The sequence below is a fragment of the Klebsiella sp. C239 genome, from assembly GCF_048822715.1.
Taxonomy (GTDB): Bacteria; Pseudomonadota; Gammaproteobacteria; order Enterobacterales; family Enterobacteriaceae; genus Klebsiella; species Klebsiella quasipneumoniae.
Genome location: NZ_JBMEZK010000007.1, coordinates 233,468 through 255,720, shown reverse-complemented (window position 1 = coordinate 255,720; position 22,253 = coordinate 233,468). Strand labels below are relative to the sequence as shown.

Sequence of the window (22,253 nt, the reverse complement as noted above, 5' to 3'; positions counted from 1 at the left end):
CACTGAGTGGGATTTATGATGATGGCAATGGATTATATAAAAGCACGTTCTCCACGGTTGGCATTATTGATAACCATCGCGCTCTTCAGTAATACGCAAAATAGCTATAGTCGCGATTTTTTTAATCCAGAACTGGTTGAACTGGATAATCCGGGGACAGAAAAAGTCGATCTTTCTGGTTTTGAATCGGGCGCGCAAGCTCCCGGGGATTATCATGTTGATATCGTCCTGGACGATCGGTTAGTTGATACCCGCGATATCAGGTTTGTGTTGCTGAAAGGGCCTGGCGGTGATGACAAATTAGTCCCCTGTTTATCCATTGAGCAATTAGAAAGCTGGGGAGTGAAGACTGGACTTTTTCCCGCGTTAAAAGGCGAAACATCCTGTGCGAACCTGTCCGCGATCCCTCAGGCCAGTACGGATTTCCAGTTTGCCATGCAGCGTCTGGTATTGAGCATTCCGCAAGCGGCACTATCAGCGCAAGCGCGCGGAGCGGTGTCGCCGGATCGCTGGGATCAAGGGATTAACGCCGCCCTGCTCAACTACAGTCTGAGTGGGGCCAATAACTGGGCAAAAAATAGCAACAGCAGCACCAGCGATAATCAGTATGCCAACCTGCGTCCTGGCGTGAATATTGGCCCCTGGCGGTTAAGAAATTACACCACCTGGTCGCGCGATTCACAGGGTCACGATGCCTGGAAGACGGTTTATACCTATGCTCAGCGTACGATAATCCCGTTACAGTCGCAGCTCACGCTGGGTGATAGCTCTGCCCCGGCAGATGTCTTCGACAGCATGCCTTTTCGGGGAGGACAACTTGCCTCCGATGATGACATGCTGCCCGACTCCCTCAAGGGCTATGCCCCAGTGGTGCGTGGTATCGCCCGGACCAATGCCCAGGTGATAATTCGCCAGAATGGCTATCAGATATACCAGAGCTTTGTGGCGCCGGGGGCTTTTGAAATCACGGATATGTATCCTACCGGCGGCGCCGGCGATCTTGATGTCACGATTAAAGAGGCTGATGGCAGTGAGCAGCACTTTAGCGTGCCATTTGCCTCCCTTCCCGTATTACAGCGTGAAGGCCGAATAAAATATGCGTTAACGGGCGGCCAATATCGTTCTTACAACGGCAGCGTGGACAAAACGCCCTTTGCTCAGATGAGCGTTATTCTCGGCTTGCCCTATGGCTTTACGTTTTACGGCGGATTACAGGAGTCGAGTAAGTACCAGTCCCTCGCCGCGGGCGTCGGTAAAAACATGGGTAACTTTGGCGCAATCTCCAGCGATATCACCCAGGGCTGGTCCACGCCGCAAAATATGCCGAAATCCAGGGGGCAATCATGGCGGGCTCGATACAGTAAAAATTTTGCCGCAACGGGCACCAACTTCGCGATTGCCGGCTACCGCTATTCGACCAGCGGCTACTATGGCATGCAAGAGGTCCTGGATTCTCACGGTGACAGTCAGGCGCTTCAGGACCGACGCCGCAACCGTGCTGAGCTGACGTTGAGCCAGGGGTTGGGAGACCATCTGGGATCGTTGATGCTGAACGCCGCGCGTGAAGATTACTGGAATTCGGGTAAGGCGATGGAATCATGGAGCGTTGGGTATAACAACTACTGGCACAGTATCAGTTATGGCCTGACCTGGACGCTGAGTAAGAATGGGAGCGCGGGATCGTACAGCTCAGCCCACAGCGACGATAAAAACCAGATGCTGGCGCTGAATATCAGCATTCCCCTGGAAAAACTGTTGCCGCAGACATGGGCAAACTATGGCATGAATACCAGCAAGAATAACGGTACGACACACAGCGCTGGGTTAAATGGCGTTGCTTTGCCGAATAATGCGCTCAACTGGAATATTCAACAGGGGATCGGCACTCACGACGTGGCCTACACCGGCAATATGAATGGTGATTATCGCGGCACCTATGGCGAAATCACAGCCGGGTACAGCTATGACAAAAATACCGATCGTCTGAATTATGGGATTCAGGGAGGTGTGGTTGCGCATGCCAATGGCGTGACGTTTTCTCAGCCCCTGGGTGAAACCAACGTGCTGATTGCCGCCCCCGGGGCTGCCGGCGTAGGCATCCAGAATATGACCGGAGCGACAACCGATTATCGCGGATATACGGTTGCCTCTAACTTAATGCCTTATCGCAAAAATGATGTGTCATTAATCACTGAAACATTACCGGCTAATGTTGAGTTAGAGCAAACGGTCAAAACCGTGGTTCCTACGCGTGGCGCGATTGTCAGGGCGAACTATCGGGCAAGCGTAGGCGTTCGCATGTTGATGACCTTGAGCCAGCGAAACGGCCAGGTAGTGCCGTTTGGCGCAATGGCCAGCGTTGATGGAACAGATCATAACAGTTTTATCGTGGGTGATAGCGGACAGGTCTATTTGACGGGTCTCGATCCCGAGGTAAACCTGACCGTGAAATGGGGAAATCAATCCGCAAACACCTGCAGGGTTCATTACTCGATAAACATGACGAAGCTGAATAACGATGTGATTATCGATAATGCTGTTTGCCGATAACGTTGAAATGAATTTTTATATCAGGTGCATAGGTATGCGACTTTTCCGATCTGCATTATTAATGCTGGCTGTGTTGTTTCCATTGAGTGGCTTCTGTTGTGATTATACTTACATCGGCTCTCCCTATACCGTGGATTATGGCAATATTATCGTTCAGCGCGATGTTCCCGTTGGCCAGGCGATAAGCAATGAGATATATGGCTCTTTAGCACATGCTTATACCTGCGTCACAACCGGCAATGAAGGGTCTAGCTCAGGAATGAAAAGCGCTATTTTACCCTATGTCGCGACGTACGGCGCGCGGCGCGTTTATCAAACCAATGTGCCTGGGGTGGGTATTTCTTTTGGCTTTTACATGAACTCCAAAGCAGGCGCGTCGACATTTAGCGGCACCGATTATATTGACCGGGGTAACGCTTCAATGTCCAGTTGGTCTTCAAACCCAGGCGAGCTGGTTATTCATGATTATCAGCCGGTTATACAATTCTGGAAGATTGGTGATATTACATCTGGCTCAGTAACGGGGCAACTGGCATCGTTTGTCGCCTTTACGATGCAATATCTCGGCGGAGAACAAGCTCCTGAGATCCCCGTCAATGCGGGGGCCGGATCTATTACCCAGGTGGCATGCGCGGTGACAACGTCGAATATGGTATTTGAACTGGGGGACGTTTTGGTCAGCGAGTTTGGTTCTGCGGTGGGATCAACCCCCGCTAATGCGCAGAAAACGCAGAATCTCATTCTGGACTGTGATGCCGGAGCCAATATTAACGTCATGCTCTCCGGGGCACAAAATCCAGACGTCAGCGATAATACCGTGCTGGCGTTAACCGGTCAGGGAAGCGCAGGCGTCGCACAGGGGGTTGGCGTGCAGCTGGTTTATAACAATACTCCTCTCATCCTTGGCAATAATCTTGTTCTGAAGAGAACCAATGGCGGCCAGGAGATGTTTCCGTTAACCGCACGCTACTATCAGACCAATACAACGGTAACCACCGGCATCGCCAATGCCTCCGCAACGCTGAGTCTTACCTATCAATAAGGACTGTTAAATGAAAATGAATAAACTCGTGTTGCTGATGGCATGCGCAATAGTATTGCCTGCGTTGTCGGCAGACAACGTCGATATCAAAGTCACAGGTCGTATTATCGCAGCGCCCTGCGTCTTTAACGGAGGGAGTGAAAATATGAATGTTGATCTTGGTAATATTCAGGCAACAAACATGTTCACCCCCGGGTCATCTTCCGATCCGGTTACCTTTAATCTCCTGTTTTCCCGCTGTCCGCCGGGTACGCTGAGCGTGACAACCCGTTTTAGCGGAACGCCTGACCCGGAAGCGGGCATGAATTATTACCAAAACAGTGGCACGGCAACCCGTGTGGCCATTGCGATGTCTGATGCTACTACAGGTTTGTTGATGGGCAGCGGATCCAGCATCACGCAAAATATTGCCGCAGACAGAACGGCGACGATTCCGATGAGCGCCATGGTGACCTCAGTGGCGGGAAGGCCGACGCCAGGTTCCATTCATGCCGTTGTCGTTTTGACAATGCAATATAACTGACGGGTTGCTGGCTATAGCGGGTCATAGGCGCGTGAGTCGTCATCCCCTTCAGGAAGTTAACAGGGTAAAAAAGCTGCGTCTATTATTCCCCCAATGCAGCTGCGCTTAATAATTATGTTTCGGTATAGTAAATGGTTAACATTGTAATAAAAGAGTGGGATACCCTCTTTAGGCGTGGACTGACCTTTTTTTTTAATGATTTCTTTTCTCAGCACAACACTAAAGTTAATTTCAGCTTTAACTTTACCTCCGAAAGCGTGAAGGTAGCGGACGTTATTGTGCTGGCATTATGCCCAGGAGAATGTTTTATTTGCCGCCCTGAGCTGCGGAGTCGAAAAAAAAGCATTGTGATTGGTATTGTTGATGATGACATGCGTGTCTCAGCGCTACCCTCTTGCTTTCAGGATATTATCTTTCTCTCCCGCCGACATTCCGTGACGCAGTTACGTACAGCAATGCATACCGCCTGGCACCGGCTGCATCAGACAAATTATCGGCACTCAACCGGGTCATGTTGTGATTGCCAGCTTACCAAACTGTCGCCACAGCAAATCCGCATCATGAGCTATTTAAATGAGGGGATGTCAGTCATGCAAATTGCCGAAGAACTGATGGTGAGTGAGAAAACGGTCTATACGCATAAATATATGGTGATGAGGAAATTTAACTTACATAGCGATTATGAGTTAATGCTCCTGCTCAATAAACTGACAATAAATAGCGACTGGCCCAAGGGCTTTATAAATGTAAATTAGTGATAGCTGGCAAGTCACAGAAACAGACCGCCGGGCGTCTTCCCTGCGCCACTTACCATCGCCCCCGGGTCTCAAAGAAAGACCCGAGGGATCGTGGACAACCAGCGCTCAGGATATACAGGCGAATTAATCAAACTGATTCAGGATAAACGCCACACCCACCGTACCAGGGCGGTATAGTCCCTTTACGAGGGCACAAAAAATCAATTGCGCATCCCTCCCCGCGCTCACTGAACGGCAAAGACATCAGCCCATCAGAATTGATAACTATAGTTTACATTAGCAAACCATAAATATGGGTGGTTGTAGCTACCGCTATAGATAGCAGGCGACTGAACGTGAGACGATTGCATATGCAAGTAGGAGACGGCGACGCCAATGTTGCTCTGCGGTGTAATCTGGTACTGGGCGCCTGTGGCAAAACGCCATTCATCACCCGTCGGTAAGGTCAGCGCTACGTCACTCTGCGAATCGTATACCGTGCTGTCAAAGGCAACACCAGCGTTGAAACGCCATTGTTCGGTAGGACGGTACTGCACGCCTAATGCCGTATGCCAGGAATCCTTCAGACGGCTCTTTTTATCCAGTTCCTGCCCCACCACCGCAATTTGTGGGGCGCCAAACTGGCTCCAGTCCTGCCAACCGAGATCGCCCATCACCGACCATCGTTTATTGATATCATGCACCAGGCTCAGCATAATTTGCTGAGGCGCGCGTACCTGCGCTGAGACAGGAAGCTCGTACTCAACGTTGGCTAAATTCGGCAAGCGCGCCTTACCATCAATATCAAAATCGTATTCTGTCTTACTCGTCCATGCTATACCAAGCCGGGTCTGTTCCGTCAGCTGCATCAGCAAGCCAAGACGATACCCTAACGCCCAGTCGTGATCCTTCTGCGTTTCATCAGTATTATCGACGTTACGTGTTAATGACAGGAAGCCATAGTTGATGTTTACAGAGCCGCCCACAGACACTCTATCGCTTAATTTGTAAGCGATTGAAGGGCTGAGTGTCATCGCCACCATGGTGCTTTTCTTGATTAATCTGTCCCCAGCCCACTGACCAAAGTCAATCCCCAGGCCATAGTTGCCGTAAATGCCGAGGCCAGCATAGAGATCATCATTGATTTTTTGCGCATAGAATGCGCTGGCATTAGGGAAGAAGCGCATAATATCCCCAGGGCTCTTACGTCCGGCGTCATCGTTAAGTGAATAAGATACATCACCGTCCATCGCCTGAACTCCCCCCGTAAACATATGGTCAGGCAAACGAGTCATCCCGGCCGGGTTGGTGACAATCGTTGATGCATCCTGAGCGCGAGCAGCCTGCCCTGCGCCTGCCAGTGCCGTATCTTCTGTGCCAATTTCGTAGAAGTAGAGTGCGCTCGCCTGGGTGGTCTGCGAAATAAGGAGCCCAAAACATACCAGTATCAATTTTTTTTTCATGCGCTATCTGCCAATTTATATTACAAAATGTCCCTCTCTGTCAGGAAGGACGGAAATAAGTTACGCATTCACATTTTTATTGCCATCGGGAGGAACCGCCGGTGATGAATACCAGTTTTCTTTGGCAACAGTGACTGAACCCTCAGGTTGCATAACATAATTCGGAGACATAATCTGTACATTGAATTCGTTAAATACATCCTGAATATGGCTATAAAGTTCATTGCGTGCTGCGGCTAATGATTGCCCTGCTTTCAGTTGTACCTGTAATTCGTAGGCGATATACCAGTCCATCAAACTGAGCTGGCGTACCAGCGGTGGTTGAGCCGGATCGACTGAGCTTGCCCGTTTGGCGGCGAGCTCTAGCATGGCATGAACCTGTCGCCAGGGTGTGTCATAACCAATCGTCACGCTGATGGTCAGGTTGATGCCACCACCGTGAGCATGTGCGCTCAAATTGGTGATTTTTCCACTCACAACCACCGCATTAGGCACCGTGACCACGTAATTTTCTCGGGTAATAATCTTGGTGGCCAACATACCAATTTCACTCACCAGTCCTTCGTTATCGGCCACGCGTATCACATCGCCTTTGCGCAGCGCGCGGGAATAAATCAGTACAAGACCGCTCATGGCGTGGTTCATCACCCCGGCGGAACCTAACGTCAACATCAGACCAAAGAAGACGCTGATCCCTTTAAACGCGAGCGAGTTAGCGCCAGGCAGAAAAGGGTACGCTGCTGACAGCGCAAACAGCCATACCACCACAGCGATCAGTTTACGAGTCGCCCCGACCGTTTCCGGATGAATGCCAGGAAGTTGCAAACGCCCTGCTGCCACCTGATTGAGAACCACTTTAAGCAGTTTCAAAATCACAGCGGTTAGCATAAAAATAATCAGCACAATCATCAGGCCCGGCAAGGCAGATACCACAGCAAGCGCTATGCCCTGAAAAACGCGCACAGACCAATCGCCCAGTGAGGCTCCCCATACGCGTGTCCATGGGAACAGGCTTAATACCCAGCTCAGCCAGACATACAGTGCTATGACGCCCAGCAAGATCATCAATGTGGCATAAAGTCGCGCTTCGATAGCACCGATAAAGCGTCGCCAGCTTTGGGGGATCCAGCTACGATTCTCGATGATACGTCGCCGAAATAGCTGTTTTACCCTGCGCCATGAGCGGTATGCACCGTACCAAAGCGCAGCTAGCCCAAGCAGACCTCCAACGGCTTTTATGGCGGAAAGCACCAGCCAGCTGCGGTTATACTGGTCGCGCAGAGCGGTTCTCTGTGCCTCCATACGCGCCATAACCCGCTGCGCAGCCTGATCGAGCGTGAGATCATCCCCTTCGTCAAGATCACCTTCGGTAAGCAGCATAACTGGCTTACCGTTCATCACGATGAGTTTTCCAGGCTGGTTATAACGGGTAACAGACACCAGTTTGAGAGGTTGGCGAACATCCTCCTCAGTGAAATTCCGCAGAGTATTTCTAATTCGCAATACCCGCTCTTCCGGCGTGGTAAGTCCAAATTTAGCCTGCAGCATGACTATCGGCTGATGAAAGATATATACCGTACGGGCACGCTCTTGCGGCGTCGCCTGCTGTCGTGGCTCTGCGGCATGCGAAATGAAACTTGTTATCGTGAACAAGCTCGCCAGACAAATGAACAGAATTTGCTTCATTTCCACCCTCAACCCACGAAACATTGTTGTTATTGTTCTGAAAAGTTTTGAACTATTTCTCTTTAATAATTGAGCATAGACTAGCCGTTCACTTCTGCAATACGCACCAGAAGATATTGTTCGCCTATCTTATATCTCTCCCCCCGCCGACTAACGGATACAACCGACTATTTCGAAGTTAAAAGTGAGTTCACATCAATATTGCCCAAAGGATAACATTTTTCACCAGTAATGCATAATACGTAGTCTATAAAATAATACGATTATTTAATCGATTCAGCATGAATACACTAAACTTTTGCATGATAATAAGTTAAAGGGATATTCGGATTTTCCTTCCATTTATTTGACGCAACGATGGAAGTGATGCTTCGTAACTGACACGGGATGCCGTAGCGCCGCTAATTTATTAATAAACAACATTTCCTTTTATATAGTCTCGTTTTTGAATTAATCTGGTCTTCCGATCTGTGACAGAGAATTCACTATAACCGCTAGTAATATTTCATTGACGATACGTGATTTTTCGTCAAGCCTATTAATTTTATTACTAAAATTAATATAAGCTTTTTTACCCGTCTCCTTTCGCCTTCTGGTTCATCATACGGCTCCCGTGTGTGAATATGCCTATGACAAGCTGGTTGATGGATTAACGCAGGCAAAAGCGCATGGCTGGACCGTCGTTGATATGAAGCAAGACTGGAAAACGGTGTTTGATCCGGCACAGTGTGTGACCTGGCCGGGATCGTAGAGCGTGTACCTCAAGATAGCTGAGCAAAGCGCAAAAACAGGGGCAAAGGCCCCTGTTTTATTACCGGCGGCTCATCGCCAGCTTCGCCGCAAAAAGCAGAAACAGGCAGCCGGTCGTTCGATCCATCCATTTCACTACCGCCGTTTTTTTCAGAATACCGGCGGCATAACGAGTGGCGGTAATCAGCGTTAACGACCACAGCGTACCAATCAGTACATGGATAGTAACCAGGAGAAAGGTCCATGTGATGGGGGAATGCCCCGCCGGGATAAACTGAGGTAAAAACGAAACGTAGAAGACGCCCATTTTGGGATTAAGCACATTTCCCAGCATCCCACGCAGAAACCAGTTGCTCGTGGCGGTTGCCGCTGCCGGATTGCTGTCAAATTGCTGGCGCGGACGCAGAAGCAGCTGGATGCCCAGCCAACAAAGGTAGCCCGCGCCGCACCATTTCAACAAGGTATATGCCAGCTCAGAAACCGCCAGCAGCGCGCCCAAACCAAAGGCCACCAGCGCGCCCCAGATAAAGCACCCGAGATCGATACCTAACGCGGCATGCAAGGCTTTGCGCCCGCCTTCAGCGGTCGCCGTGCGCAGTATAAGCGCGGTATCCAGACCTGGCGTCAGGGTAAGTAGAATGGCAGCGAGGGTGTAAATCAGTGACGAGCATTTCCTGTCTCCGAAAGAGACAAGGCTACTGAAGCGTTCACATTTTTGCAACAAGAATGATCACCCTGCTCCACCTTCACCTGGGCTTCTGCCAGACGCAAAAAACAGCCCATAACCAGGAAACAGTCGGCTATGGGCGGGTGTGCAGGAATAGCACAATGCGATTGATAAAATAATATAGAGGTAAGTTAGCTCACTTTAATATCATCGAGGTCGATATCCTCTTCTTCGTGATCGTTATTAACAATGACATCGCGCGGTATATCTTTTTTGATGACAGCGTAGACTGTAGCGGTGACCACGATATTCACCAGCAGCGCCATAATGCCGGCCATGGGATGTGACATGGTGGGGATCATCAATACCCCACCAAAAGGCACCGTGGCGTCCGCACCATATACCATGGTCACTGCCCCACCGCACGCGCCGCCGATGGCCGCGGCGGCGATACCGCGGACGATATCGTTCATGACGATCGGGATAGAGCCTTCAACGATATTAACAATCCCCATCGGAACCGCCGATTTTAAGGTTTCCACTTCTTCACTGTTATAGATGTTCTTACGCAGAAGCTTGGCAATGAAAAAAGCCAGGCCGAAACCAATAGGCGTTGCGGTGTTAACTAACTGAAGCGCAGTAATCGGCTCATTTATTCCCTGCGCCTGCAGCGTCAGAACGAAGGCAAAGCATGTCTTATTGAGCGGGCCGCCAAAATCAACGATACACAGCGCGCCTATCACTGCGCCCAACACTAAATTCGATGACGTACCCATACTTCTCAGGAAAGACGTAAGCGCTTCCGTAAAGATACCAATAGGCGTACCGATGATATAGACCATAATCAGGCAGCTGATTATGGAAGCAAAAAAGGGCACGATCAACGTCGGCATCAACCCGCGGGCCCAGTCCGGGACCTTCACCTTTTTAATGATCGCCAGCGCGATATAGCCGGCAATGTAGCCCCCGATCATCCCGCCGATAAAGCCAGCGCTGATGGTGTTTGCCGCCAGCCCGACGACAAATCCCGGTGCGATGCCCGGCTTGCCAGCAATCGAGCCGGAAATCCCCACCGCAATGACCACCGGCAGCAGCCCAAGCGCCTTAGCGCCCAGAGTGGCCATCGCCTGCCATAAATCAAATTGCCCCGGAGTTAACGTGTCCTGCACTGTTCCACCAAGCCCCATGCCGATAGCAATAATAAACCCTGCGCCACAGACAATGGGGATCAGAAACGAGATAGCGGTCAGCAGATGTCCTTTAGGATTTGCTGCTTGCCATATTTGTTTTAGAGACATAAGTTACGCCCTTAAGTATAGAGTCAGCAGGCCGAAATAAAATTATGAATTGACTATTTCGCTGAGTTTTTCAATCAGCTTATTGGGAGATTTCACTGCCGTTTCTGTGGCGACTTTGACCACTTTCTTACCCGCAAATCGCTCTTCTCCCGTCACTTTAACATCAGCGGCAAGCAGCACAATATCTGCCATGGCAATCTCATCAGCGGTTAATTGATTCTCAATGCCTATGGTCCCTTGTGTCTCTATTTTAACGTTATGACCGGCTTTTTTGGCGGCTGTTTCAATTTTCTTTTGAGCAATATAGGTGTGTGCAATTCCCACCGTACAGGCGGTAACTCCGACGATATTCATCTCGATTCTCCGTAATTTATTTAATAAGGTACAAAAGGATGTTAACAACTATGTATTACGCATCGGCGCTTTCAGTTTCAGAATTGAAAAGCGCAATGATTTTATGTGGATCAGATTCAACCAGTAACTTAGCAATAATGTCTTCGTCTGCCAGCGATCCGGATACTTGCGCTAACAGGCGAATATGAGTGGCATTTTGATCCACCAGGCAGACAGCAAATAAAATAATACAGCGGACATCGCTACCATCCATTGTCTCCCAGGGGATTTCATGTTGGGTACGACCGATAGCTAATGCGGTTCGGGCCACACCGGAAGATTTACCATGCGGGATCGCAATATGATTTTCAAAACCGGTTGAGCCTTGCTCTTCACGTAACCAAACATCGCGAATAAAGTCCTCCTTATTGGTCACCGCACCATCCTGTACCAGTAACTCGGTGAGTTCTTCTATCACCTCTTCTTTCGTTCTGGCAGTCATTTTTAGCTTGATGTTCTTTACATTAAGTACTGTAGCAATATCCATAATTCACCCGCATTCATATAGAGTGGTCGTTGAATAACAGAACAGGCATCGCTGGCGTGATGCAGTTTTTTTTAAATTCACTTGAATATACACTGTGGTTCGAAATAAATAATACGCAAAAATGAATCAGGCAGCGACGGTTTCACGCTGGAAAATATCGATCATTCTGTCCCACGCCAGGCTGACATCTTCATGAAGAGAAAACAGACCAGATGTACCAACGATAAATACATCCACCCCAGATTCAGCAATCAGACCAAAGGTTTTTTCATTGCAAGAACCATCAATTTCCGTGAGATAATGATAGCCATTATTTTTGCGCATACTGATGAGCTTTCTTATTTTGTTCAGCGACTCAGGTATAAATTTTTGCCCGGCATAGCCAGGGTCAACTGACATGACCGTCACTTTATCCAGCAGGTGCGCATATTCAGCAATGCTTTCAGCCGGTGTCGCCGGGTTCAGCACCACCCCGCATTGTTTTCCCGCATCCTTGATCTGATTCAGCAGGCGGAATATTTTGTTATTCGCAGTCTCGGGATGGAAGCTAATGATATCGGCTCCTGCGTCGAGACACATTGGGATAATATCTTCCGGGTGGTTCACCATCAGATGGACATCGATGGGGACGGTAGTGATTTTTTTCAGATTCTCAATAAAAAAGGGAGACAGAGTGATATTGCGGACGTAATTACCATCCATTATATCTACGTGATAAAAATCCGCTTTGTTATTCATGGCTGTGATCTGTTCTTTGAACTGTGTCAAATCCATACACATCAGTGAGGGTGAAAATTTTGCGCCCATAAACCAGCTCCGATAATAAATAGTTAGTTAAACATTGCGATGATATGACCTAAAACGATGCCGACAACGCCAAAGTCTGCATCGCCAAAGGTTGTAGAACCCAGGCCCATATCTCCCATCATTGGCAAAAGGATTGCCGGCAGGAACGAAATGAGCAGACCATGGGCAAATGCCCCCACCACTGCCCCACGACGTCCGCCGGTGATGTTGCCGTAAACGCCAGCCGTTGCCCCGCAGAAGAAATGAGGCACCAGTCCCGGGACGATGACGCTCAAACCGAACAGCGGGCAGAGGAACATGCTGAGCAGGCCTGCAACAAAGCTTGCGAGAAACCCGACGATAACGGCATTGGGAGCAAAGGGAAACACCGTCGGGCAGTCCAGCGCCGGTTTCGCGTCTTTCACGAGTTTGTCTGCAATACCTTTAAACGCTGGCACAATCTCGGCAATCACCATCCGCACACCGGCGAGGATGATATAAACCCCCGCAGCAAAAGTGAGGGACTGAATAATGGCGAAGATAATAAAATTCTGACCGGCACTCAGGGTCTCCTCGACAAAGGTTTTGCCTGCGACGACGACCAGCACCAGGAACAGAATCATCATGGTGAGAGAGATGGCCACCGACGAATCACGAAGGAAATTGAGTGACTTAGGCACTTTAATTTCTTCAATCGAGGGGCTACCTTTCCCTACGACTTTTCCCACCAGCGCGGAGAGCAGATAACCAATAGAGCCAAAATGGCCGAGAGCCAGATCGTCGGTATTGGTAATTTTTCGGGTAAACGGCTGCAAGATCGCCGGAGAGATCACCATCATCGCGCCGAGAATCACCGCCCCGATGGTCACCACCCACCCACCCGACAAGCCACCTACTGACAAGATCACCGCCAGCATCGCGGCCATATAGAGCGTATGGTGGCCCGTTAAAAAGATGTACTTTAATGGCGTCAAACGCGCCAGGGCGATATTGATCAACATGCCCAGCACCATGATCGTGGCGGTTTCCGTGCCATAATTCTTCTGCGCCAGCGCGGCCATCGCGTCGGTGTTAGGCACCACCCCCTGAATATGAAATGAATGTTCAAATAGTTGGCTAAAAATGGTTAATGTATAGGCAATGATACCGGCGCCAGCCGTTAAAATAACAAAACCCATGATGGTTTTCAGGGTGCCTGAGATAACGTCTGAAATTCCTTTTTTTTGCAACAGCAGACCGATTAGAGAAAACAATCCAACCAGAATCGCCGGTGTCCCTAACACATCGTAAATAAGGAAATGAAGCATATTAAACTCCACGGTTCAGAAAGCCGTTGCTTAAATGTGTTCTGCTAAAATCTCTTTGATTTTATTGTTGTCGAGTAAATTACTTAATCCAACAACCTTCGCGGAATGACCAGTTAAATGTTCGGCAATATCGTTGGCGCTCAGAATAAGGTCCGCAGTTTCGCTTTTCGCAGACGTCAGGTCGGTATGTGCGACTTCAGCCTCTTTATTCATTTCAGCAAGGATTTTTTTGACATTCATTTCAACGATAAAGCTGCTGCCTAAACCATTGCCACAGACGATGAGTACTTTTTTCATTCTCTTTTCCTTCAGTCAATAACGGCCTGAATTGCCTTAATATCATCGGCTTTTAACAATCGTTCTAGCTTTTGCCGATCGCTAAAGAGTTCTGCCAGTTCACCGATCATCGTGATATGTTCATTCCCGGAACAAGCGCATAGCATAATAACCACGTATACCGGGTCGTTCTCAGTCGAGCCAAATGAGATGCCCTCTTTAATATGAAGGAGTGATAATCCATTCCTCAATGCACCTTGCTCGGGGCGGGCATGAGGCATCGCTAATCCTGGGGCTAATAGATAATAAGGCCCAAATTCTTCATGGCTTTTAAAAATCGCCTCAATATAGTGCTCTGCCATATACCCCTGCGCCAGCAAAGGTTCTGCTGAGAGTCGAATGGCATTTTTCCAGTTATCTATTGCGTTAATGACATTAATTTTATCCGGGGTTAACCAGTCTCTAATCATATGCACTCCCGAGGGATTCCATGTGCTGAACTATAAACAGCTAAATAAAATGCAACTGTGATACATCTCTCAAAGTTAGCGCTAACAAGCAAAAATGTTAAAAACAGAGTTACCGCTAACATGTGTTATAATGTGCTTTCCCCTACGCTGTGGTAAGTTATAATGTGTATCAACGATTTACTTTTGTTACTTATTATTTTTCAAACGGTTGGTGATCCTGGTGAAGAGTCTAGACGCAGACAATAGCCCGAAAGAAAAACGTCGTAAGGGAACTGGGAAGATAACCCTGACCGAAGTGGCTGAGTTTGTCGGCGTGAGCGCCATGACCGTCTCCCGTGCGCTGAGAATGCCTGAAAAAGTCAACCCTGACCTTCGCGATCGTATTGATGCGGCAGTCAGTCAACTCGGCTATGTCCCCAATCTCCAGGCGCGTAATCTGGCGTCGGTCCATTCCGATCTCATTTTGGCCGTCGTCCCCACCTTCTCTTCGCCAGGTTTTTTGCCGGTGTCGGAAGCATTACAAAAAATCCTGACTGAACGCGGCTATACCATGATGTTTATGGAATCTGGTCATGACGGTCAAAACGAACAAAAAACGTTTGAAAAAATGCTCGCCTATAACCCGGCAGCGATTATTCAGTTCAATATCGACACCATTGAGAGCTGCACCCAGCTGCTGGCCAATGTAGATGTGCCTATCCTGGAGATTGGCGCGTTAAATACCCAGCCTGTTGGCATGTGCATCGGCGTGGATTACGGTAAGGCAGTGAAACAGATCGTAACCCACCTTGCGGATGCCTCATTAAAAAACATCGCGTTGTTGTGTACCCCAGCCAACAATACGATGTTTCGCCAGCTTCTGAGCGGCTGGAATACGGCGATGTTGGCCCTGAACCGTTCACCACATCGGGTGGTGACCACGCATTTGCCTTCAACCATCGCCACAGGCGTGAATATTTTCAAGGATATGATGATTACCTGGGGCGATCTGGATGCGCTAATTTGCACATCGGATGAAATGGCGTGCGGATGCATGATGGCCTGCCACAGCGCCGGGATCAAAGTGCCCAATACCGTAGCCATTGCGAGTTTAGGCGGCGGGGTATTATCGACAGTCTGTTCCCCTGCCCTGACAACCGTTGAATTTCCCTGGCATGACATTGGGGTGAAGGCGGGCAAAGCGCTTCTCGAGCTGCTTAACGATAAGCCTTGTGAAAAGTTCATAGAAATTCCGTCAGAACTCAAAGTCCGGGCCAGTACCGCGGTATAACCGCCATCCATGGCTTACTCTAGCGGCCCCCCCTGCTTATCGCTTCAATTCGTCCTGCCACAGCGGGGATGACGCCAGCTGATGGCATACCGTGTCGATAAATACCCGGGTCTTGGCGGGAACCAGCGTGCCGGGCGGCATCAGGGCATAAACGCTGACCTTCGCCGCGCTACGCCAGTCGGGCAGCACGCGGACCAGTTCCCCGCGCTGCACCGCCTTGCAAACCATCCACCCCGGCAGCAGTGCGATCCCGGTTGCCCGAATAACCGCCGTCAGCAGCGCTTCACTGATATTGGTGGTGAGGGATTCCGGATTGTCCTGTCCTCACGCAATAAAAACTATGTGGCGGCGCAGGCCGACCAACTGAGAGCGGCTGGATTAGCCGCGGAAGGTCGCGTGGCGGACGCCAGCGATATCACCAGTATCGTGGAACTCATTCGCGAGGTAGAGGTGGAGACCGGCGGCGTGGATGTGCTGCACTTCAACGCCGCGGCCATGCATGACGGTAATCTGGAGACCCAGTCGGTGGCAGGATTCATCCAGGATCTCACCACCAATGTTGGCGCGGTATATGCCGCCATCAAAGCGGTCACTCCGCTGATGGCCGCGCGTGGAGCAGGCGCGATCCTGCTGACTGGCGGGATGTTTGCCACTCAGCCTCATCCGGAGTATCTGACGCTGAGCGTCGGTAAAGCCGGGCTGCTTAACCTGACGCATGCCCTTTTTCCGCTCTTAAAAGCGCAGAATATTCCTCTTTCCATCGTGACGGTGGGGGCGTACGTCAAGCCGGGTTCCGTCGAAGTCCGGGAGATTGCCGAACTGTTCTGGCAGCAATACCGCCAGCCATCAGCGCAATGGACAGCCGAAGTGTTTTATCCCGCCCTACACAATCAGTAACCTTCCCCGACCGTCGCTCGGCGTCAGGGAGGCATCGCCCGGATGGTGCGGAAGTTCCCTCTGCGGCGCTACCGCAGAGGGTGTTCCGTTTACCTGGCCAGCCACTGACGCCAGCCGCCCCAGGCGGTGATCTCGGTGGCCGCGCCCAACCCCCCGGCTTCGCAGATAAAGCCTGTCACCCAGCGGCCGTCCGCCAGCTCAATCTGTCCCAGCCCCAGCGGCGCGGGGATGGCGGCCAGCAGCGACCCCACCTCAGCGCTGGGGATCTCCCAGACTTCCACCGCTATCGCAGCCCCCTCTGGCTCGTCACGCACCATCGCCGGGCGCTTGCCATCCGGGAGGGCATACAACCGATAGCGCGGCGCGCTGTGGGTCGCCTGCAGCAGCCGGCCGCCCCGCGCCAGCAATTGGCCGTTCAGCGGCTGGCCGGTCAGGTGGGCGCCGCATACCGCCAGGGTCATCCGATCATGGCCCGCGGGGCGCGCAGGCGGCGGGCTCTCCAGCCGCGCGCCGCCTGCCAGCGGCAGCCGCTCCGCGCGCTGGAAGGCGTCGGCCAGGCTCAGCAAATACTGATCGGTAAAAGCCCGGCCGAACAGCGTGACGCCGGAGGGCAGTCCGTCGGGCATAAACCCGCACGGCACGCTCACCGCCGCATAGTCCAGCAGGTTCATAAAGTTGGTGTAGTAGCCCAGGTCGGCGTTGCGGGCGATGGGCTCCGCCGCCAGCTCGTCCAGCGTTACCGGCCGCGGAAAGGTTGGCGTGAGCACGCAGTCCAGCGTCCCGAGGATAGCATCGCACTGCGCTTTATACTCCTGCAGCTGATACATCGCCTTAAAGGTCGCCGTCGCGTCGATATCAGGCGCTTTCGCCAGCACGTCGCGAATGACCGGCAGCACGGCGTCAGGCTGCTGCTCAATCAACGGGCCAGCCACCGCATAGCGTTCAGCGACCCATGGCCCGTCATACAGCAAGCGGGCGGCGGCGAGAAAAGGCGCGAAATCGATCGCCACGGCTTCCCCGCCGAGCGCCGTCAGCCGCTGCACGGCCTGGGCGAACAGCGCTTCGCTGGCGCGGCAGCCGAGGAAGTTAAGCTCCCGCGGGACGCCAAAGCGAAACCCGGCGGACGGCCTGCCGAAGGCCTGACGAGTGTTCCACTGGGGATTGCGGCGGCTGTAGCTATCCTGCGGATCGGCCCGGGCAACCAGCGCCAGCAGCTGGCTGGCCTCGTCGGCGGTGGCGCTGAAAAAGGTCACGCAGTCCAGCGTGCGGCAGGCCGGTACCACCCCGGCGGTGGAGATCACCCCTTTCGTCGCTTTCAGGCCCACCAGGTTATTCAGCCCGGCCGGGACGCGACCGCTACCGGCGGTGTCGGTCCCCAGCGCGAAGCTGGCGACGCCCAGGGCTACCGCCAGCGCCGAGCCGGCGCTGGAGCCGCCGGAGGGATAAGCGGGATGGTACGCGTTGCGGCAGCGACCATACGGCGAACGGGTCCCGTTCAGGCCGGTGGCAAACTGATCGAGATTGGTTTTGCCCACCGGCACCGCCCCCAGGGCAATCAGCTGTGCGACAATGGTTGCGCTTTGCGTCGGCCGGTAAGCAAACGCCGGACAGGCGGCAGTGGTGACGATCTCCGCAAGGTCAATATTATCTTTGATGGCGAACGGCACCCCGTACAGCGGGAGCGTGTCTGGCGAATGGCCTTCCAGCGCCGCCAGAAACGGCGCCTGCTCCGCTTCGCTCAGGAGATGGATAAACAGATTAAACTCGGGATCCAGCGTTTGCGCCCGCTGACGGATCCCCGCCAGCAGCGCGCGCGGGGTGGTGTGGCCGTTACGATAGTTCGCCGCCAGAGTCGCCAGGCGTAAATCAAACGTCTGCTGCATCATGCCTTCTCCTCAATAATCACTGCCACCCGCTGCCCGGCACGCACCGCGCTGCCTGGCTGCACATTGACCTGCTGAACCCTGCCATCGCACGGCGCCAGCAGCGGGATCTCCATTTTCATCGACTCAAGCACCACCAGCACATCGCCGGCGCGTACCTGGCTGCCGGCCGCGGTCTGTACCTGCCACAGATTACCGGATACCGGGCTTTCCACGCCCTGCTCCCCCGGCTGCAGCGGCGCATCGCCCGCCTCTTCTGTCGCGCTCTCCTGACTGTCGAAATGGGCCTGGCCGCTGGCGATCCAGCGCTCGCGCTCGTCGTTAAACGCCCGCTGCTGATGGTCGCGAAATGCGCTAATGCTCTGCGCCTCGCGAGAGAGAAACAGCTGGTACTCCGCCAGCCGCAGCGTGCTGTGCTCGATGCGCAGCGGGTAGCGTCCGAGCGGGAAATCGCGGCGAATAGCCAGCAGTTCTTCCGCCGAGACCGGATAGAAACGCAGCTGGTCGAAAAAGCGCAGCAGCCAGGGCTTGCCGGCAAAATCGGCCACCTCGTGATAGCGATTCCACATCTGCAGGGTGCGGCCGACAAACTGATAGCCGCCCGGGCCTTCCATGCCGTAAACGCACAGATACGCTCCGCCGATGCCCACCGAGTTTTCCGCCGTCCAGGTTCGCGCCGGGTTGTATTTGGTGGTGACCAGCCGATGACGCGGATCAAGGGGCGTGGCCACCGGCGCGCCGAGATAGACATCGCCGAGACCCATCACCAGATAGCTGGCGTCAAACACCGTTTGCCACACCGCCTGCTCATCCGGGAGATCGTTTATCCGGCGAATAAACTCGAGGTTGCTTGGGCACCAGGGGGCGTCCGGGCGGACGGTGGTCATATATTTGTCGATCGCCTTGCGGCAGGCCGGATCGTCCCAGGAGAGCGGGAGATGCACCACCCGTGTTGGAACCTGCAGATCGTCGCTCATGCAGACCGTGGCCCACTCCTCGCGGACCCACGCCAGCAGAGTCTCCAGCGCCAGCATTTCCGGCTGGAAATGGAGCTGCAGAGAGCGGATCCCCGGCGTGATATCGATGATCCCGTCCCGGGATTGCCCCTCAAGGGCCTGCATCAGGGCATGGATGCGAAAGCGCAGCACCAGATCCAGCTCCGCCTCACCGGCCTCCAGCAGCAGATGGGTATCGCCGGAGAGGCGCGCCACCAGGCGTTTGTCAGCGTCGCCGCAGGTCATCACCACCGGCGAGGTGAGCGGCACAGGCTGCCAGGCAACGTCCTGCGCCTGCAGGGTCGCCAGCTCTGCGCGACGGCCTGCCGCCAGCCGCCGGGCGGTGGGGACGTCAACCGCCACAAAGCGCACCTTATCCCCCGCCTTAAGCTGGCCCAGCTGCCAGAGATCGGCTTCGATCACCGTGACCGGGCAGACAAAGCCCCCGAGGCTTGGGCCGTCCGGCCCGAGGATCACCGGCATATCGCCGGTAAAATCCACCGCCCCCACCGCGTAGGGGTTGTCGTGAATATTCGACGGATGGAGCCCGGCTTCGCCGCCGCTGTCGCGGGCCCAGACCGGCTTGGGCCCGATCAGGCGCACGCCGGTGCGGCTGGAGTTAAAATGCACTTCCCAGTCGGTGGCAAAAAAGGTCGCCATATACGCCGGGGTAAAGAACTCCGGCGCGCCGTGGGGGCCATAAATCACCCGCAGCGTTCGTACTTCCAAAAGCTCAGGGCGCAACCCTGCGGGAAGCGCCGCGCCTTCCATGGTCTCAGCCGGAGGCGCAAGATGCAGCACGTCGCCGGCGCGCAGCGCCCGTCCGCCGTGGCCGCCAAACTGACCGAGGGTAAAGGTGCTTTTACTGCCCAGGTAGTCCGGCACCTGAATGCCGCCGCGCAGGCAGAGATAGCTTCTGACGCCTGGCCCGCTTATCGCCCCCAGCCTGAGGGTCGCCCCCGCCGGAACAGAGAAGACGCCGTCCATCTCCTGGTCAATGCCGTCGAGCGTTACGGGCAGCGGCGCGCCGCAGACCACCGCCTGCACCGCGGTATTAAATTTCAGCGTGGGTCCGCTAAGGGTGATCTCCAGCGCGGCGTCGCCCTCGGCATTGCCCAGCAGACGATTGCCCAGGCGCAGCGCCCGGTCATCCATCGGGCCTGAGGGCGGTACGCCCACCGCCCAGTACCCCAGACGTCCCGGGTAGTCCTGGACGCTGGTCTGGGTGCCGGCGCTGAGTACCTCCACGGTATCGGCCCGGTAGCGCAGTTGCTCCAGACAGCGGGTCCAGGGTTCCCCGGCGGTGAACGGCGCAAAGCCAAGGATCTGCTGCAGGTACTGGCGGTTGGTTTCGACGCCGTACAGGCGGGTCTCCGCCAGGGCCTGCGCCAGGCCGTCGATCGCCTCATCGCGGCTGGGGCGCCAGACGATAGCTTTCGCCAGCAGCGGGTCAAAAAACGGCGGCACTTCGCAGCCGGCCTCGACCCAGCGGTCGATGCGCAGGGTAGCGCCGTCCGCCGGCGGAAACCAGACGTCGGTTAACAGTCCGGGCGAAGGCTGAAACTGGCGGCCAGGATCTTCGGCGTAAATTCGCGCCTGAATGGCATGCCCCCGGGGCTGTAGCCCGGCGGACAGCTCGCACAGCGGCGGTAAATCCCCTGCAGCCAGGGCGATCATCCAGCGCACCAGGTCCACGCCCCACACCTGCTCCGTGACGCCGTGCTCCACCTGCAGCCGGGTATTGACCTCGAGGAAATAAAAGCGCTGCGCCGCGCTGTCGTAGACAAACTCCACCGTCCCGGCGCTGCGGTAGTTCACCGCTTTACCGAGGGCAATGGCCGCGCTACACAGCGCCTGCGCCATCCCGTCCGGCAGATTTGGCGCCGGCGTCTCTTCAATCACTTTCTGGTTACGCCGCTGCAGCGAGCAGTCGCGCACGCCGAGGGCGATAACCGCCCCCTTCCCGTCGCCGAAGATCTGCACCTCGAGATGGCGGGCGCGTTCAATATATTTTTCGAGAAACACCCCGGCGTCGCTGAAGTTGTTTTGCCCCAGCCGCTGCACCGTGGCAAACGCCTCGCTCAGTTCGCGGGCGTCGCGGCAGACGCGCATGCCAATCCCCCCGCCGCCCGCCGTGCTCTTGAGCATCACCGGGTAGCCCACCGCCTCTGCCGCCCGGCAGGCTTCTTCGCTGTCGGCCAGCAGGTCACTGCCTTCCAGCAGCGGAACGCCCTCCGCTTTGGCCAGCGCGCGGGCGGTATGCTTCAGGCCGAAGGTTCGCAGCTGTTGCGGGGTCGGGCCAACAAACGCCAGTCCCGCCGCCTCACAGGCCTCGGCGAAGGCGGCGTTTTCCGACAGAAAGCCGTAGCCGGGGTGGATGGCGCGGGCGCCGCTCTGCCGCGCGGCGGCAATGATCTTCTCTACGACTAAATAGGTTTGCGCTGCCGGCCCCTCGCCAAGGCTCAGCGCCTCATCCGCTTCGCGGACGTGCAGACTGCTCAGGTCGGCTTCGGCGTAAACGGCGACGCCCTTCACCTGCATGGCGCGCAGGGTGCGCAGAATGCGGCAGGCAATCGCCCCGCGGTTGGCAATCAGTAAGGTATCAAACATAAGCGGAACTCACAGCGAAGCGGGTCGTCCCGCAACAATTCGTCTTCCCCTGAGGTCGTCCCCGGGAGAACCGGCGCTTAAAGGTGGCGCGTCGGCGTGTGGTTCAGGCGGTCGGCGCGAACGGCGAACAGCCGAAAGGCCAGCAAACGCCAGCGCTGCCAGC

General features: G+C 54.0%; 19 protein-coding genes and 1 pseudogene. 7 read left to right on the top strand and 13 right to left on the bottom strand.

The window, feature by feature from the left end:
- Window positions 1-15: 15 nt before the first annotated feature.
- The 4 genes from ACOI6Z_RS19705 to ACOI6Z_RS19690 all read left to right on the top strand — a co-directional run bounded on the left by ACOI6Z_RS19705 (window position 16) and on the right by ACOI6Z_RS19690 (window position 4,870).
- Window positions 16-2,550, top strand: coding sequence for a fimbria/pilus outer membrane usher protein (locus tag ACOI6Z_RS19705; protein ID WP_263064094.1), 2,535 nt, complete (start codon window positions 16-18; stop codon window positions 2,548-2,550).
- A gap of 34 nt (window positions 2,551-2,584) precedes the next feature.
- A complete protein-coding gene (locus ACOI6Z_RS19700; protein WP_044523267.1) occupies window positions 2,585-3,592 on the top strand; it encodes a fimbrial protein in 1,008 nt (335 codons plus the stop codon).
- A 10-nt stretch (window positions 3,593-3,602) separates the two neighbouring features.
- Window positions 3,603-4,115: a fimbrial protein gene (locus ACOI6Z_RS19695; protein ID WP_044523270.1), complete on the top strand. Its 513-nt coding sequence runs from the start codon at window positions 3,603-3,605 to the stop codon at window positions 4,113-4,115.
- Window positions 4,116-4,246: 131 nt separating this feature from the next.
- Entirely contained in the window at window positions 4,247-4,870 is a 624-nt protein-coding gene (locus ACOI6Z_RS19690) for a helix-turn-helix transcriptional regulator (RefSeq protein WP_072420177.1), read from the top strand.
- Between the two features lie 254 nt (window positions 4,871-5,124).
- Here the strand turns inward: ACOI6Z_RS19690 and ACOI6Z_RS19685 are convergent, their stop codons facing one another.
- Both ACOI6Z_RS19685 and ACOI6Z_RS19680 read right to left on the bottom strand, forming a co-directional pair.
- Window positions 5,125-6,315 (bottom strand): OmpP1/FadL family transporter, encoded by a 1,191-nt coding sequence (locus ACOI6Z_RS19685; RefSeq protein ID WP_263064099.1) that lies wholly within the window; start codon window positions 6,313-6,315, stop codon window positions 5,125-5,127.
- Between the two features lie 60 nt (window positions 6,316-6,375).
- Window positions 6,376-8,001 carry a mechanosensitive ion channel family protein gene (locus ACOI6Z_RS19680; protein WP_334076481.1) on the bottom strand — a complete coding sequence of 542 codons (1,626 nt, stop codon included), beginning with the start codon at window positions 7,999-8,001 and terminating at the stop codon, window positions 6,376-6,378.
- Window positions 8,002-8,581: 580 nt separating this feature from the next.
- Between ACOI6Z_RS19680 and ACOI6Z_RS19675 the strand changes: the two are divergent.
- Window positions 8,582-8,752, top strand: a pseudogene (locus ACOI6Z_RS19675) (haloacid dehalogenase-like hydrolase); the annotation flags it as partial.
- Window positions 8,753-8,812: 60 nt separating this feature from the next.
- On the opposite strand, the gene ACOI6Z_RS19670 reads toward ACOI6Z_RS19675, so the two are convergent.
- The 8 genes from ACOI6Z_RS19670 to ACOI6Z_RS19635 all read right to left on the bottom strand — a co-directional run bounded on the left by ACOI6Z_RS19670 (window position 8,813) and on the right by ACOI6Z_RS19635 (window position 14,435).
- The gene (locus ACOI6Z_RS19670; RefSeq protein ID WP_420687508.1) at window positions 8,813-9,472 is read right to left on the bottom strand and encodes a LysE family translocator; all 660 of its coding nucleotides are present in this window, start codon (window positions 9,470-9,472) and stop codon (window positions 8,813-8,815) included.
- Window positions 9,473-9,609: 137 nt separating this feature from the next.
- Window positions 9,610-10,716 carry a PTS fructose transporter subunit IIC gene (locus ACOI6Z_RS19665; protein ID WP_044523279.1) on the bottom strand — a complete coding sequence of 369 codons (1,107 nt, stop codon included), beginning with the start codon at window positions 10,714-10,716 and terminating at the stop codon, window positions 9,610-9,612.
- Between the two features lie 42 nt (window positions 10,717-10,758).
- Window positions 10,759-11,070 (bottom strand): PTS fructose transporter subunit IIB, encoded by a 312-nt coding sequence (locus tag ACOI6Z_RS19660; RefSeq protein ID WP_004179922.1) that lies wholly within the window; start codon window positions 11,068-11,070, stop codon window positions 10,759-10,761.
- 55 nt (window positions 11,071-11,125) lie between these two features.
- Entirely contained in the window at window positions 11,126-11,596 is a 471-nt protein-coding gene (locus ACOI6Z_RS19655; protein WP_044523281.1) for a PTS sugar transporter subunit IIA, read from the bottom strand.
- 126 nt (window positions 11,597-11,722) lie between these two features.
- Entirely contained in the window at window positions 11,723-12,403 is a 681-nt protein-coding gene (alsE, locus tag ACOI6Z_RS19650) for a D-allulose 6-phosphate 3-epimerase (protein ID WP_050534116.1), read from the bottom strand.
- Window positions 12,404-12,426: 23 nt separating this feature from the next.
- On the bottom strand, window positions 12,427-13,689 hold the full coding sequence (locus tag ACOI6Z_RS19645) for a PTS ascorbate transporter subunit IIC (protein WP_072420169.1): 1,263 nt from the start codon (window positions 13,687-13,689) through the stop codon (window positions 12,427-12,429).
- A 30-nt stretch (window positions 13,690-13,719) separates the two neighbouring features.
- Window positions 13,720-13,986: a PTS sugar transporter subunit IIB gene (locus ACOI6Z_RS19640; protein WP_044523289.1), complete on the bottom strand. Its 267-nt coding sequence runs from the start codon at window positions 13,984-13,986 to the stop codon at window positions 13,720-13,722.
- Between the two features lie 11 nt (window positions 13,987-13,997).
- On the bottom strand, window positions 13,998-14,435 hold the full coding sequence (locus ACOI6Z_RS19635; RefSeq protein WP_044523291.1) for a PTS sugar transporter subunit IIA: 438 nt from the start codon (window positions 14,433-14,435) through the stop codon (window positions 13,998-14,000).
- 217 nt (window positions 14,436-14,652) lie between these two features.
- Between ACOI6Z_RS19635 and ACOI6Z_RS19630 the strand changes: the two genes are divergently transcribed.
- A complete protein-coding gene (locus tag ACOI6Z_RS19630) occupies window positions 14,653-15,705 on the top strand; it encodes a LacI family DNA-binding transcriptional regulator (protein ID WP_048298673.1) in 1,053 nt (350 codons plus the stop codon).
- 36 nt (window positions 15,706-15,741) lie between these two features.
- Here ACOI6Z_RS19630 and ACOI6Z_RS19625 read toward each other — a convergent pair whose 3' ends face one another.
- Window positions 15,742-15,954 carry a hypothetical protein gene (locus tag ACOI6Z_RS19625; RefSeq protein WP_232689727.1) on the bottom strand — a complete coding sequence of 71 codons (213 nt, stop codon included), beginning with the start codon at window positions 15,952-15,954 and terminating at the stop codon, window positions 15,742-15,744.
- Between the two features lie 93 nt (window positions 15,955-16,047).
- On the opposite strand from ACOI6Z_RS19625, the gene ACOI6Z_RS19620 reads away from it, so the two are divergent.
- Window positions 16,048-16,602: an SDR family NAD(P)-dependent oxidoreductase gene (locus ACOI6Z_RS19620; protein WP_256565330.1), complete on the top strand. Its 555-nt coding sequence runs from the start codon at window positions 16,048-16,050 to the stop codon at window positions 16,600-16,602.
- Window positions 16,603-16,691: 89 nt separating this feature from the next.
- Here the strand turns inward: ACOI6Z_RS19620 and atzF are convergent, their stop codons facing one another.
- Entirely contained in the window at window positions 16,692-18,488 is a 1,797-nt protein-coding gene (atzF, locus tag ACOI6Z_RS19615) for an allophanate hydrolase (protein WP_065813193.1), read from the bottom strand.
- A complete protein-coding gene (gene uca, locus ACOI6Z_RS19610; protein ID WP_065813194.1) occupies window positions 18,485-22,090 on the bottom strand; it encodes an urea carboxylase in 3,606 nt (1,201 codons plus the stop codon). The genes atzF and uca overlap by 4 nt, the downstream gene beginning before the upstream one ends.
- Between the last annotated feature and the right edge of the window lie 163 nt (window positions 22,091-22,253).

Coding starts and splice junctions, on each gene's coding strand:
- ACOI6Z_RS19705 (WP_263064094.1), top strand. CDS start 16: ATGATGATGGCAATGGATTATATAAAAGCACGTTCTCCACGGTTGGCA.
- ACOI6Z_RS19700 (WP_044523267.1), top strand. CDS start 2,585: ATGCGACTTTTCCGATCTGCATTATTAATGCTGGCTGTGTTGTTTCCA.
- ACOI6Z_RS19695 (WP_044523270.1), top strand. CDS start 3,603: ATGAAAATGAATAAACTCGTGTTGCTGATGGCATGCGCAATAGTATTG.
- ACOI6Z_RS19690 (WP_072420177.1), top strand. CDS start 4,247: ATGGTTAACATTGTAATAAAAGAGTGGGATACCCTCTTTAGGCGTGGA.
- ACOI6Z_RS19685 (WP_263064099.1), bottom strand. CDS start 6,315: ATGAAAAAAAAATTGATACTGGTATGTTTTGGGCTCCTTATTTCGCAG.
- ACOI6Z_RS19680 (WP_334076481.1), bottom strand. CDS start 8,001: ATGAAGCAAATTCTGTTCATTTGTCTGGCGAGCTTGTTCACGATAACA.
- ACOI6Z_RS19665 (WP_044523279.1), bottom strand. CDS start 10,716: ATGTCTCTAAAACAAATATGGCAAGCAGCAAATCCTAAAGGACATCTG.
- ACOI6Z_RS19660 (WP_004179922.1), bottom strand. CDS start 11,070: ATGAATATCGTCGGAGTTACCGCCTGTACGGTGGGAATTGCACACACC.
- ACOI6Z_RS19655 (WP_044523281.1), bottom strand. CDS start 11,596: ATGGATATTGCTACAGTACTTAATGTAAAGAACATCAAGCTAAAAATG.
- alsE (WP_050534116.1), bottom strand. CDS start 12,403: ATGGGCGCAAAATTTTCACCCTCACTGATGTGTATGGATTTGACACAG.
- ACOI6Z_RS19645 (WP_072420169.1), bottom strand. CDS start 13,689: ATGCTTCATTTCCTTATTTACGATGTGTTAGGGACACCGGCGATTCTG.
- ACOI6Z_RS19640 (WP_044523289.1), bottom strand. CDS start 13,986: ATGAAAAAAGTACTCATCGTCTGTGGCAATGGTTTAGGCAGCAGCTTT.
- ACOI6Z_RS19635 (WP_044523291.1), bottom strand. CDS start 14,435: ATGATTAGAGACTGGTTAACCCCGGATAAAATTAATGTCATTAACGCA.
- atzF (WP_065813193.1), bottom strand. CDS start 18,488: ATGATGCAGCAGACGTTTGATTTACGCCTGGCGACTCTGGCGGCGAAC.
- uca (WP_065813194.1), bottom strand. CDS start 22,090: ATGTTTGATACCTTACTGATTGCCAACCGCGGGGCGATTGCCTGCCGC.